Source organism: Rhodococcus sp. NPDC055024, from assembly GCF_053608585.1.
Map to the genome: position 1 here is coordinate 35,750 of NZ_JBSGVT010000018.1, position 13,166 is coordinate 48,915.

Consider the following 13,166-nt stretch of genomic DNA (forward strand, 5'->3'; position numbering starts at 1 on the left):
ACGACAAAAATGCGGGGCACCTTCCAGATGGAAGGCGCCCCGCATTTTTTGATTCAAGGTGCAGCTGTATTTCAGGGCTCGTCGCGATCGCGGTACCGAACTCGCGGCGGCGGATAGGCCGGAAGATCGACTCCCGGCGGGCGGCGGCGAGGGGGCAGCGGCGGCGATACGTCGTCACCCGAAGCGAAGAAGGGCTCCATCCGCTCCTCACGCCTGGGCGCCGGGGTGGGCTCGGGCGCTCGGCGCCGAACGTACGACGGGTAGTCGTCGTCTGCTGTCGGTCTGCTGTCCGGCTGAGGGCGACGCGTAGGCGGTTGATGCGTGCGATCGACCCTGGGTGGCAGTGGGCTTCTCCGGGGCGGCAGCGGGCGCTCGTCCTGGATCGGCTCGCGCCTCGGGGTGCTTCGGTAAGCGGGCTGTTCGTCCACCTCGGGGGCGCGGCGACGAGGGGGCTCGGAGACGGGTGCGTCGGTCACTCGGCGACGACGCCCGGTCTCGGGCGCGGGGTCTCGAGTGGCAGACGCCGAGGAGGTGTCTCGAGTGGCAGACGCCGAGGAGGCGTCACGAGTGGCAGACGCAGACGTTGCCGAACGGCGGGAGCGGGTCGAGCGCGCGGGCCCGGTGGGGCGCTGATTGAGCAGGAAGTATCGGAAGCCGCCGATGATCAGCACGACCACGGTTGCAGCCAACATGATCGGAAAGCGGTTGACCAACGGGTACGCGATGTTGATCGCGATGTCGCGCAATGCGGTGCTGTTGTCCTTACCGATGAGCGTGTGCCCGATCGGCACCGCGGCGAAGAGCAGCAGGGGCGGTTGGGCCATCGCGGTGAACAATGCCTTGTTCGAAGCGGCAACCACGGCAAAGAGACAGCCCAGGAAGTAGAACGTCGAGAACACCGCGGTGAGCTCGCCGCCACCTCCGGTGGCATCGATCAGTACGCCGACGGCGGTGACACCGGCAGCAAGCAGGATCACTCCCCACCAGGGCAGGCCGGGGACGGTCACGATGAGCGATCGCTTGTCCAGCGGTACCCCGGAACGAGCACGTTGGGTTGCAGACACATAACGACATTAGCGGTTCTTGCGTTGTCGGCCGTGTTTGTGCGGGTCGTGGCTGGCGCATTTATCGACGCGATGGCGCGATGGTTTCGGGTTCTTCGTCAAACGAACCGGACGGATTGTGTGCAGGGTCACCGGACGCTCGTGGGTTGGGGCACACCGTCGAAACCGTCAGCGTGGGAGATCGGTGGTGTCGGTGGGCTGCTCTACCGTCGGATTCATGAAGATTCTGCACACCTCCGATTGGCACATAGGTCGCACCTTTCACGGCGTCGATCTGTTGGCCGATCAGGCGAGTGTGCTCGGTTCCATCGCAGATTCCGTCCGCGAACACGGCGTCGACGTCGTGGTCGTGCCGGGGGACATCTACGACCGTTCGATTCCCAGTTCTGATGCGGTCACCGTGTGTAATCGAGGCTTCGAGGCAATCCGGGCGGCCGGGGCGGTCATCGTCGCGACGTCCGGTAATCACGATTCCGCGGTGCGGCTCGGGGCCGGGGCATCCTTTGCCGCTGCCGGTGGATTGCACTTGATCACCCGCGTCGGCCAGATCGGTACTCCGGTGATGCTGAGCGATCAGTTCGGGCCTGTCGCGTTTTACGGGATTCCGTATCTCGAGCCGGAGATCACGCGCGTCGAGTTGGACGTGCCCCGGGCTCGTACTCATTCCGACATCCTCGGAGCGGCCATGTCGCGTGTTCGGCGAGATCTCGCCGAGCGAACGGCGGTCGACCCGTCGACTCGATCGGTATTGCTCGCTCATGCCTTTGTCGTGGGCGGTGAGGCCTCGGAATCGGAACGCTCCATTTCGGTCGGCGGAGTGGAGACCGTCGCAGTGGGCGAGTTCGACGGCGTCGACTACGTCGCCCTCGGGCACCTGCATTCTCCGCAGATGCTCTCGGAGAGTGTTCGATACTCGGGTTCACCGTTGCCGTATTCGTTCGGTGAACGCAGCCACCGCAAGGCTGCGCTCCTGATCGAGCTCGACGCAACCGGTCTGTCATCGGTGCAGCGGCTCGATCTCCCGGTGATTCGAGGGCTGAGCCAGGTGGCTGGAACGCTCGAGGAGCTTCTCACCGAGTCGAGGTATGCCGATTCCGAGCAGTGCTACGTCTCCGCATTGCTCACCGACCCGGTCCGTCCCGTCGATGCAATGAGGCAGCTCCAGACCCGTTTCCCCTTTGCCGTTCATCTCGAATGGCAAAGGCCGGAAGGACAATCGGATCTCAAGTACCGCGACGCGGTGCGGGGTCGAACCGACATGGAGATCGCCCGCGGCTTTGTCTCTGCAGTGCGTAGTGACCCGTCCGAGCGTGAGGTCACGTTGATGGCCGAAGCGCTCAGCGCTGCCGCGCGCGCCGAGGAGTCCACGGTCGAACTGGGTGAAACCGCGTGAGACTGCACAAACTCGAAGTCAGCTCGTTCGGGCCATTTGCCGACACGGTCGAGGTCGACTTCGACCGTTTGGGTGCAGACGGGTTGTTCCTCCTTCACGGTGACACCGGGGCAGGTAAGACCACGATCCTCGACGCGGTTGCGTTTGCCCTGTACGGGCGGGTGCCGGGTGCGCGCAACGAGGGCAAGCGATTGCTGTCCGATCACGCGCCCGCCGGTTCGGTGCCGCGCGTGGAACTGGAGGCGACCATCAGTGGTCGCAGAATCAAACTTGTTCGCAGTCCGGAGTATTCGCGGCCGAAGAAGCGCGGGACCGGTTCGATCACCGAGAATGCCAAGGCCACGCTGACATGGTTGGACGGCCGCGGCGAAAATCTCTCGCGCATCCCTGACATCGGTGACGAGATCAACCGTCTCATGGGAATGAGCGCTGATCAGTTCTTCCAGGTTGTGCTGCTCCCACAGGGTGAGTTCGCCAAATTCCTGCGTGCCGAAAGTGACGAGCGAGGCAAGCTGCTCGAGCGCCTGTTCGACACCAAACGTTTCGTTTCCGTGGAGGCATGGTTCGACGCCAAACGGAAGGCGAGTGCCACCGCGCTCGCGGCCAGGGAGCAGTCCGTGCGGCTGCTGCTTGCCAAGGTCGAGACCGCGGCGGGACTCGAGGTCGGAGCCGAAGCGCACCCACTGGAATGGTCGCGCAAACTTCTGGCCGAGGCTCAGGACACCCGCGATGCAAGTCTCGCCGAGATGGTGACTGCCAAAGACGCAGCAGCCGAGGCTAATCGGGTGCTCACGGCAGCGCAGCGAACCGCAGAGCTGCTAGCTCGCCGCAATCGTGCGACCGCTGAACTCGCGGCATTCAACACCGGCGCCGCGCACCGATCTGCGATCGCCGCCGAACTCGAGACTGCCAAGCGCGCACTGCCGGTGGCGACCATCGCCGGCGACGTAGAAGCTGCCCGCGTGGCTCTTGCCGCATCGCTCGATTCGATGAACACCGCGATGTCGACCTACACCGCACTCGACGGGCCGGACATTTTCGAGCCGGAAGTGTGGCCGCCCACCGGCGATGAGCGCCAACGCGTCGTAGATCGGATCAGGACGTGGCGTGACGAGATCGTTCGGCTGGACGCGATGGCGGAGGACGCTCGCAGTGCCGATGCGACAGAAGCCGAGATCGAGAAACTCGGAGTTCGGCGAAACTCCCTGTCCGAGCGCGTAGATGCCATTGTGCGTGAACGGAATCAACTGCCAGAGCTGGCGCGCGCGGCCGGCCAACGACTGGACGAAGCGCAACGCGCGCATGCCACTCTTCCCGGCCTCGAGGCTGCATTTGCGAAGGCCTCGGATGCTGCGACAGCGGCACATGAAATCGTTTCTCTGCGTGCGCAAGCCGAGAAGATTCGTGTGCAGGTTTTGGATGCACGTGACGCGCACCAGGGTGCTCGTGGGCGCTGGCTCGATCTTGTGCAGAAGCGTATCGAGGGCATGGCAGCGGAGTTGGCGAGTTCACTCGCACCCGGTGATGCATGCCAGGTGTGTGGTTCGCGTGAACACCCGGCGTTGGCGCAGTCGGACGTCGTCACGGTCACTGAGCCCGATCTCGAGGCCGCGTCGGCAGCCGAGCGCGCAGCCGAGAAAGCTCTGAGCAAAGTCGTCGACCGTCAGGGAACCGTCGACCGTGACATCGATCGGGTGATCGCGCGCGGCGGCGACGGTGATGTCGAAGAACTCGACAGGCTTCGCGCTGCGGCGCAGAACTCGGTCGACGAGGCAACGCGGGCTTCCGGGCAGGTAGAAGCGCTGGCCGAAAGGCTCGCGCAACTCAACGAGCGTGACGGCGAGCTGCAACAGGAATCCGCTTCTCTGACGGCCGAATTGGCGGCACTGACCGAGCGCGTCTCGGCTCTGTCGGCCACGGTCACGCAGATTCGGGCGGCGATCGTTGCTGCGGTGGGAGACGATTCGTCCATCGCGGCTCGGCGCTCGCGGTTCGAAGGGCTGGCGTCCGCTGCCACGTCCGCGTCCGAAGCGCGGGACGACGCCGTCCGTGCGCAGGTGCGATCGGCAGAATTGTCGACCAAGCTGGCCGATGCGGCGGCCACTGCCGGATTCGATTCGGTTGACGCTGCGATCGAGGGCGTCCGAGCGCCTGCCCGAATCGCGGCGATCGAAACCGAACTCGCCAAAGCGCGTGACCTCGAGGTGGCCGCTCGGACCGTCCTCGACGATCCTGACGTCGTCGCGGTAAGCGAGGTCGATACCGTCGACGTCGACGGTCCTCGCCAGCGCGCTCTGCAGTGCGCAGAGTTTGTGAACTCGGCTGTTGCAGCCGCATCCCTGGCCGAGAACCGTGTGTCGGATCTCGAACGGTTCAGCGGACAACTCGAGAAGGCATACGAGGCGGTTGCGCCCGAGCGTGAACTGCACGACGAACTCGCTGCCCTCGCCGACGTGATCGCCGGCAAAGGGCAGAACAGTCGCAAGATGTCGCTGCGCGCCTACGTACTTGCCTCGCGGCTGGAAGAGATTGCCGTGTCGGCATCGGTTCGGCTGCAGCGGATGTCCGGGGGACGATACGAATTCGTCCACAGTGACGAGGCCGGAACTCGGGGTCGCCGCGGCGGTCTGGGACTCGACATCCGTGACGACTTCACGGGCGTCGTGCGCTCGGCGAAGACGCTCTCCGGCGGTGAATCGTTCTTGGCATCATTGTCTTTGGCGCTCGGACTCGCCGATGTAGTTGCCGCGGAGTCCGGTGGAATCGTTCTCGACACGATGTTCATCGACGAAGGATTCGGAACGCTCGACGCGGACACCCTGGACTCGGTGATGGCTGTGCTGGACGAGCTCCGTGATGGTGGACGCGTGGTGGGAATCGTCAGCCACGTCGACGAGATGCGGCAGCGAATCCCGAGTCGCCTGCACGTCATTCGGGGACGTGCAGGCTCCTCGGTGAAGGTGATCGCGGGCTGATCAGGCCTTTTCGTTCTCTACCTCTGACTCGGCTTCGTCATCCTGCTCTTCGAGGACGTCCGAGGCGTCGCCGGCCGGCATCGGCTCGTTGTCACTTGCGCGTTCGTCGATCTGCTCGCCGATGTACCGGATGACCACCGCAGCCACGGCGGCGACCGGTACTGCGAGGAAGGCGCCGACGATGCCGTACAGCGAGCTACCGGCGGCAACGGCAAGCAGCACGATGACGGCGTGGAGTTTCATCGACTTGCTCTGCAGGACAGGCTGAAGGACGTTTCCTTCGATCTGCTGAACCGCCAGGATGATGATGAGCACGATGATGGCGGTGGTGAGACCGTTGGCCACCAGGGCAACCAAGACGGCCAGGGCGCCGGCGACAAACGCACCGACGATCGGGATGAAGCCACCGATGAACGTGAGAATTGCCAGCACCGGTGCCAACGGGACGCCGAGGATCAGCAATCCGGCACCGATGAAGATCGCGTCGATCAAGCTCACCAGCGCTTGAGTCCTGATGAACCCGCCGAGCGTGTCCCACATGCGAGTGAGGACCTCTTCGAGGTGCCTACCGGCACGGCCGCCGCCGACAGCGTGCAGCCACGGGATGAACCTCGGTCCGTCCTTGATGAAGAAGAACGCGAGAATCAGGACCAAACCGAGCGTGACCAACAACGAGCTTGCCGTGCTCACACCGCTGAAAACGCCTGAAGCGATAGCAGTTCCACTTTCCTGCACCTTGGTGATGACGGCGTGGACAGCGTTGTCGATCTGGTCGTCCTTGAGATTCAACGGCGGACCCTGGAGCCAGTCCTGAACCTGGTTGATGCCCTCGGTGGTCTTGTTCGCGAGCTCGGGGGCCTGGCTGACCACTGACGGAACGATGCCTGCGATCACTCCGGCCAGGATTCCGATCGAGAGCACCAGGGTGATTCCGGCTGCCGCCGCCGGTGGCATACCGCGCTTGATCATGCCGCGCGTCGGTGGCCACATGACTGTCGCAACAACGATCGCCAGAGCCACCGGCAGGACGATGACCCACAGCTTTTCGATAAGCCAACCGAAAATCCAGGCACCCAGCGAAATCGACGCCAACACCAACGACCACTTCGCGAGCCACATACCCCCTTGCCCGATGATCTCGCCGCGGTCGCGCTTTCGCACCCCTGCGGACGTCCCCTTGTCTTGCTCGCCCACTGATCGTCCTTTCCGTCGGCGCAGGGTTCTCCTCGCCGATGTGAGAATCCGGTGATCTAGCTGAGCTGATCGTAACGACTGCTTGTGATAACTCGTGTGTTGCGCTGCAATACTGTGTTTTGAAGCATGCCGCTCGGACTAACATTTCTGTCATGAGAATCGCAGCAGCAGTCGGGGCAGCAGCAATCGTCGTTCTCGGGCTCACCGCGTGTAGCACCGAGGATCAGGACAACGCACAGAACAAGATCAGCGAGGCAGTCACGAGCGGGCAACAGGCGCTCGAGACCGCGAAGCAGTCAGCCGGCAACGCCATCGATCAGGGCAAGACGGCGCTGTTCGTCGCCACGTTCCGTGGGGCGTACGCACCGTTGTCGGAGAACCGCGACGACGCAGACATCGAGGAGATCTTGACGACCACGTGCACCGAGGTCGCCAACGGCACGGACGAGGCGAAGGTCAAGGCCACGATCACCGACCTGGCCGAGAACAACGGCAACAAGCCCACCGACGAGCAGGCTGGCCACATTTACGACCTCGCGAAGGCCACCTGCCCCTGACCGGATTCAGCAGCAGCGGGCGCCTGGATTGGCGTCGGCTGCTGCGTGTCGGCGTCGCCAGAACTCTCGTTCGCTGATCACCGGTGAGTCGGCGTGGTGGCGTCGGGTGTGCTCGACGTAGCGCTGATAGTCGAGATCACCCATCACCGAGCGAACCCACCACAGCGTTCCGCGGAACGCTGTGGTGAGTTTTGCCGTCATAGTCGCCGTCGTCATGGTCAGTGCCTACCTCCGTGCGCGGCTCCGGGCGCGCGGACCTTCCCGGCTTTGATCAGCTCGTCCCATTCCTTCTGGATTTCCTTCTCGGCGGGCGTCGGAATGAAACTGGCGGGACCGAAGATCTTCGACGGTTCTTCCGGGGACTCGGTGGTCGGCAAGCCGCCGGCTCGGATTGCCTTGGCGCATACGATGATCCCGGCGATGACGACGACAATCACCAGTGACGCGAAGACGATCGACAACGTGCCCTGGATGAAGGTGTTGCGGATGACGGCATCGATGGCCTCCGGCGTCTTCGCGGAACCGTGCGCCGTCTCACCGGCAGCCTTCGCATCCTTGAACACGTTGTGCTGAGCCCAGTAACCGATCGCGGGGTTGTCGGAGAAGATCTTCTGGTACGACGCGGTCATGGTCACGACCAGGTCCCAGACCAGCGGCACGCCGGGAATCCAGGCCCATTTGAACAGGCCCTTCTTCATGACGATCGTCATGACCACCGTCAGTGCGATCGCGGCGAGTAGCTGGTTGGCGATGCCGAAGAGCGGGAAGAGGGTGTTGATGCCGCCGAGCGGATCGGTGACACCCATGAGCAGAATCGCGCCCCACGCAGCGACCACGATCAGCGAGCACAGCCACGCGCCGATGCGCCACGACGGGTCCTTGAACTTCTTTGCCGGACCGCCGAAGTTGCCGAGCGAGTCGGAGAGCATGAACCGAGCGACGCGGGTGCCGGCATCGATCGTGGTGAGGATGAAGAGAGCCTCGAACATGATCGCGAAGTGGTACCAGAACGATTTCAGCGAGTCGCCGCCGAACACGTCGCTGAGCACTTCGGACATGCCGAATGCGAGCGTCGGGGCACCGCCGGTTCTCGAGATGATCGATTCTTCGCCGACGGCCTCGGCTGCCTGGGTCAGAACGTCCGGTGTGATGGGTGCGGTGCCGAGGGGCAGGTTGTTGACGTATTCGGCTGCGGTTTCGGGTGTACCGCCGGTCAGCGCCGCGGGAGCGTTGAGTGCGAAGTACAGGTGCTGATCGAGGATGCAGGCGGTGACCAGAGCCATGATCGCGACAAATGATTCGGTCAGCATGCCGCCGTACCCGATCATCTTGGTCTGGCTTTCTTTTTCGAGCAGCTTCGGTGTCGTGCCCGAGGCGATCAGCGCGTGGAATCCCGAGAGAGCGCCACAGGCAATGGTGATGAACAGGAACGGGAACAGCGAACCGGCAAAGGCCGGGCCTTCGCCGTTGGAGGCGAACGGCGTCACCGCCGGCATGTTCAGCGCGGGTCGTGCGACCAGAATTCCGATGGCCAGCAGTGCGATGGTGCCGACCTTCATGAACGTCGACAAATAGTCACGCGGCGCCAGGAGCAGCCACACCGGCAGCACCGAAGCGGCAAATCCGTACGCGATCATCAGCCACGCGATGGTGACCTTGGAGAGCGTGAACCAGTCTGCACCCCAACCGGTATCGGCAACCCAACCACCGGAGACGATGGCCAGCAGGAGGAGGACGACGCCGATCAGGGAGACCTCGGAGACCTTGCCCGGGCGTAGATACCGCAGGTACACGCCCATGAACAGGGCGATGGGGATGGTCATCGCGATCGAGAAGACGCCCCACGGGGACTCGGCGAGCGCATTGACGACGACGAGGCCCAGCACCGCGATAAGGATGATCATGATGACGAACACACCGATCAATGCGGCGACACCGCCGACGAGGCCGAGTTCCTCGCGGGCCATCTGACCGAGGCTGCGCCCGCGTCGCTTGGACGAGATCCACAGGACCATGAAGTCCTGCACCGCCCCGGCGAACACGACGCCGACGATGATCCAGATCGTTCCCGGCAGATATCCCATCTGCGCGGCCAAGACAGGCCCGACCAGTGGACCGGCACCGGCGATTGCCGCGAAGTGGTGACCGAACAGCACCCGACGATCGGTCGGCATGTAGTCGGCGCCGTTCTCCATGATCTCGGCGGGAGTGGCGACGTCGTCGCGGGGTTTGACGATTTTGCGTTCGATCAACCGGGCATAGAAACGGTAGGCAATCAGATAGGTACAGATTGCGGCCAACACGAACCACACGGCACTGATGTGTTCACCGCGGACAATCGCGATCATGTACCAGGCGCCCGCGCCGACCAGTCCGAGAACGAGAAAGACGACGCGCGCAGTCGTGGAAATTGGTGTTTTGTCGATGACACCGACAGGTGGCAGGTCAGGATCGGTTTTCAGGTACTCGACATTTGGTTCCGGCGCAGTCGTCAAGCTCATCGTCGAACTCCGTCCACTAGTGCACGTGTGGCCGCCGTCACAGCGGACCATCTGTCACTGTAGGACCAGAAGGGCGAATCCGCGCGATCTGAGGCGCGGGAGTCGACCGGCGTCAGAATCGGTGAGCGTCGGCGTCGATCCAATCGGTGAGCCAGCTCTGCGGCGGGGACTCGAGCAGTTCTCCCGGCATCAGCCAGTCGAACAGGTCGGCATAGGTTCGGGTGGTGAGACCGTCGACGCGGCGGTTGAGCATTCCCGGTTGCAGTTGGTCGAAGGAATCGATGCCCATCGACGCGATCATCTGTTGAGCGCTGGCGACAGTTGCCTTCTGGAAGCGGTAGACGCGCTCGCTCTTGTCGGGGATGTCGAGTGCGCGGGTGCGTGCCGGATCCTGAGTGGCAACGCCGACCGGGCAGCGGTTGGTGTGGCACATCTGGGCCTGAATGCAGCCCACTGCGAACATCATTGCGCGAGCCGCCATCGTGAAGTCTGCGCCCTGGATGATGCGTTTGACGATGTCGGAACCGCTCGCCACCTTTCCGGAGGCGCCGACTTTCACGAGGGGGCGCAGACCAGTTCCCACCAAGGCGTTGTGCACCAGCATCAGGCCCTCGGTCAACGGCATGCCCATGTGGTCCTCGAACTCCACCGGACCTGCGCCGGTGCCGCCTTCGGAACCGTCGACGATGATGAAGTCGGGCGTGATGCCGCGCTCGATCATCGCTTTGCAGATGCCGAGGAATTCACGACGCGAGCCGACACACAGTTTCATCCCGACCGGCTTGCCTCCCGACAGTTTTCGCAGGGTCGCGATGAAATCGACCAGTTCGACCGGGGAGTTGAACGCGGTGTGCGAGGGTGGTGAGATCACGGTCTGGCCGACGGGTACCCCTCGGGTTTCGGCGATTTCGGGGGAGACCTTGACTCCGGGAAGCACGCCACCCAAGCCGGGTTTGGCACCTTGTGAGAGCTTGACCGAAATTGCTTTCACTTGATCGGAGCCGGCGCGCTCGGCAAAACGGTCAGGATCGAATCGGCCGTCCTCGGTTCGGCATCCGAAGTATCCCGAGGCGATTTCCCAGACCAGATCGCCACCGTGTTTGCGGTGATACGGACTGATCGCGCCCTCTCCGGTGTCGTGGGCGAAGCCGCCTTTCGCGGCGCCGGCATTGAGGGCCTCGATTGCGTTGGCGGACAACGATCCAAAGCTCATCGCGGAGACGTTCAGGAGAGCGATGTCGTACGGCTTCGTGCAATCGCGTCCGCCGAGGCGAACTCGCGGAACCGTGTCGGGGGCAGTCCGTGCTCGAATCGAATGCGTCATGAACTCATAGCCGATCGCATTGACGTCACGCTCGGTTCCGAAGGGCTCTTCCGCCAGTGTCCCCTTGGCGCGCTCGTAAACCAGATCTCGCGTTTCCCGATCGAATGGCATTCCGTCGGTGGATGATTCGACGAAGTATTGTTGGATCTCCGGTCGAATCTTCTCGAGCAGGAATCGCGCGTGCCCCAAGACCGGATAGTTACGGAGGATGCTGTGGGACCTCTGAGTGAGGTCGTAGGTGCCCATGGCCGCCAGCGCGAGAGTGACGACAGCGATCACCCACCATCCGGGCGAGACGAAAATTGCGAGGGCAGCAGAGCCGAGACCCACCATCCATATCAAGAGCACGATCAGCATCCGAGTCACCTCGAGAGCGTAGGCGCTCACTGTGACACGGCAGCGGTAAGTCTCCACTAGGTTCTGCGTTAGAGAACCGAATCCGACTCTTTGGGGGAATGATGACCGAACCGCAATATCCGACCGACCCGCAGGATCCGAAGGAGCAGCAATATCCGTCGGGCCAGCAGTATTCAGCCGGGCAGCAATATTCAGCAGGCCAGGAGTATTCAGCAGGCCAGGAGTATTCAGCAGGCCAGGAGTATCCGGGCCAGCAGTACCCGACCGACCCGCAGTACTCAGCCGGACAGCAGTATCCGACCGGTCAGCAGTACAGCGCGACCCAGCAGTACAGCGCCGCTCCCACGTACGCGGCGCCCCAGTACGGTCCGCCGAAGTCCAACGCGGGATGGGCCGTCGCGTCGATCATCTTCTTCTGGCCTATCGCGTTCGCCGCGTTCAACCACCTGCACGACATCTACCCGAAGTGGGCGATGGGCGATCACCAGGGCGCGCAGTACGCGTCCGAGCGGGTGAAGAAGCTCGGGCAGATTTCGCTCCTCATAGCCGTCATCTGCTGGGTGCTGTTCATCGCGTTCTACGTCATCTTCCTGGTTGCGATCGTGTCGTCCGTCGATTCGTATACCTACAACTGATCACCTGCCGCGACGTGACGGTGGGGCGAGTACCCGTCACGTCGCCGCGAGGCCGTAGAATCCACAGACCGTGAGCCTTACCCTCGGAATCGTCGGACTGCCCAACGTCGGCAAGTCCACCCTTTTCAATGCACTGACCAACAACGACGTGTTGGCAGCGAACTACCCGTTCGCGACCATCGAACCCAACGTCGGCCTGGTCGAGCTGCCCGATCCGCGGCTGCAGAAGCTCGCCGAGATCTTCGGCTCCGAGCGCATCCTCCCCGCGACCGTGTCGTTCGTCGACATCGCCGGAATCGTCAAGGGTGCATCCGAGGGCGCAGGCCTGGGTAACAAGTTCCTGGCCAACATCCGTGAAGCTGACGCCATCTGCCAGGTAGTGCGCGTCTTCGCCGACGACGACGTCATCCACGTCGACGGCAAGGTCGACCCGGCCTCGGACATCGAGGTCATCGAGACCGAGCTCGTGATCGCCGACATGCAGACTCTCGAGAAGGCTCTCCCGCGTCTGGACAAGGAAGCTCGCAAGAACAAGGAGCTCAAGCCGGCCCACGACGAGGCACTCAAGGCTCAGGCATTCCTCAACGAGGGCACGACGCTCTTCAGCGTCAAGGACAAGCTCGACTTCTCGTTGCTGCGCGAGCTGAGCCTGCTCACCACCAAGCCTTTCCTGTACGTCTTCAACGCCGACGAGTCGGTGCTCACCGACGCAGCGAAGGTTGCGGAATTGCGCGCTTCCGTCGCCCCGGCCGACGCCGTGTTCCTCGACGCGAAGGTCGAGCAGGAACTCCTCGAGCTGGACGAGGAAGATCGCCAGGAAATGCTCGACTCGATCGGTCAGACCGAGCCCGGCCTGCACGCCCTCGCGCGCACCGGCTTCCACACCCTCGGGCTGCAGACCTACCTGACGGCTGGTCCGAAGGAAGCTCGCGCCTGGACCATCCACAAGGGTGACACCGCGCCCCAGGCTGCGGGCGTCATTCACACCGACTTCGAGCGTGGCTTCATCAAGGCTGAAATCGTGTCCTTCGACGACCTCATCGAGGCGGGTTCCATGGCCGCGGCCAAGGCTGCCGGCAAGGTCCGCATGGAGGGCAAGGAATACGTCATGGCCGACGGCGATGTGGTGGAGTTCCGCTTCAACGTCTAATCCGCCGTACAGCCGC

General features: G+C 63.3%; 10 protein-coding genes. 5 read left to right on the forward strand and 5 right to left on the reverse strand.

Features of this window, described 5'->3' with window-relative positions; all coding sequences use genetic code 11:
* Positions 1-71: 71 nt before the first annotated feature.
* Positions 72-1,064 carry a DUF6542 domain-containing protein gene (locus tag ACWF6P_RS27825; protein ID WP_452623200.1) on the reverse strand — a complete coding sequence of 331 codons (993 nt, stop codon included), beginning with the start codon at positions 1,062-1,064 and terminating at the stop codon, positions 72-74.
* Between the two features lie 217 nt (positions 1,065-1,281).
* On the opposite strand from ACWF6P_RS27825, the gene ACWF6P_RS27830 reads away from it, so the two are divergent.
* Together ACWF6P_RS27830 and ACWF6P_RS27835 are read left to right on the forward strand one after the other, a co-directional pair.
* Entirely contained in the window at positions 1,282-2,457 is a 1,176-nt protein-coding gene (locus ACWF6P_RS27830) for an exonuclease SbcCD subunit D (protein ID WP_452623201.1), read from the forward strand.
* Positions 2,454-5,432 (forward strand): AAA family ATPase, encoded by a 2,979-nt coding sequence (locus ACWF6P_RS27835; RefSeq protein WP_452623202.1) that lies wholly within the window; start codon positions 2,454-2,456, stop codon positions 5,430-5,432. The genes ACWF6P_RS27830 and ACWF6P_RS27835 overlap by 4 nt, the downstream gene beginning before the upstream one ends.
* Here ACWF6P_RS27835 and ACWF6P_RS27840 read toward each other — a convergent pair whose 3' ends face one another.
* Positions 5,433-6,626, reverse strand: coding sequence for an AI-2E family transporter (locus ACWF6P_RS27840; protein WP_452623203.1), 1,194 nt, complete (start codon positions 6,624-6,626; stop codon positions 5,433-5,435).
* A gap of 152 nt (positions 6,627-6,778) precedes the next feature.
* On the opposite strand from ACWF6P_RS27840, the gene ACWF6P_RS27845 reads away from it, so the two are divergent.
* Complete coding sequence (locus tag ACWF6P_RS27845) at positions 6,779-7,183, forward strand: hypothetical protein (RefSeq protein WP_452623204.1); 405 nt, start codon at positions 6,779-6,781, stop codon at positions 7,181-7,183.
* 6 nt (positions 7,184-7,189) lie between these two features.
* On the opposite strand, the gene ACWF6P_RS27850 is transcribed toward ACWF6P_RS27845, so the two are convergent.
* From ACWF6P_RS27850 to ACWF6P_RS27860, 3 genes are all read right to left on the reverse strand, one after another.
* On the reverse strand, positions 7,190-7,399 hold the full coding sequence (locus ACWF6P_RS27850) for a YbdD/YjiX family protein (RefSeq protein ID WP_003945213.1): 210 nt from the start codon (positions 7,397-7,399) through the stop codon (positions 7,190-7,192).
* Between the two features lie 2 nt (positions 7,400-7,401).
* Complete coding sequence (locus tag ACWF6P_RS27855) at positions 7,402-9,684, reverse strand: carbon starvation CstA family protein (protein ID WP_452623205.1); 2,283 nt, start codon at positions 9,682-9,684, stop codon at positions 7,402-7,404.
* Positions 9,685-9,796: 112 nt separating this feature from the next.
* Positions 9,797-11,374, reverse strand: coding sequence for an FMN-binding glutamate synthase family protein (locus ACWF6P_RS27860; RefSeq protein WP_452623247.1), 1,578 nt, complete (start codon positions 11,372-11,374; stop codon positions 9,797-9,799).
* A 92-nt stretch (positions 11,375-11,466) separates the two neighbouring features.
* Between ACWF6P_RS27860 and ACWF6P_RS27865 the strand changes: the two genes are divergently transcribed.
* Together ACWF6P_RS27865 and ychF are read left to right on the forward strand one after the other, a co-directional pair.
* Entirely contained in the window at positions 11,467-12,000 is a 534-nt protein-coding gene (locus ACWF6P_RS27865; protein ID WP_452623206.1) for a CD225/dispanin family protein, read from the forward strand.
* A 70-nt stretch (positions 12,001-12,070) separates the two neighbouring features.
* A complete protein-coding gene (gene ychF / locus ACWF6P_RS27870; RefSeq protein ID WP_452623207.1) occupies positions 12,071-13,150 on the forward strand; it encodes a redox-regulated ATPase YchF in 1,080 nt (359 codons plus the stop codon).
* Positions 13,151-13,166: the final 16 nt, after the last annotated feature.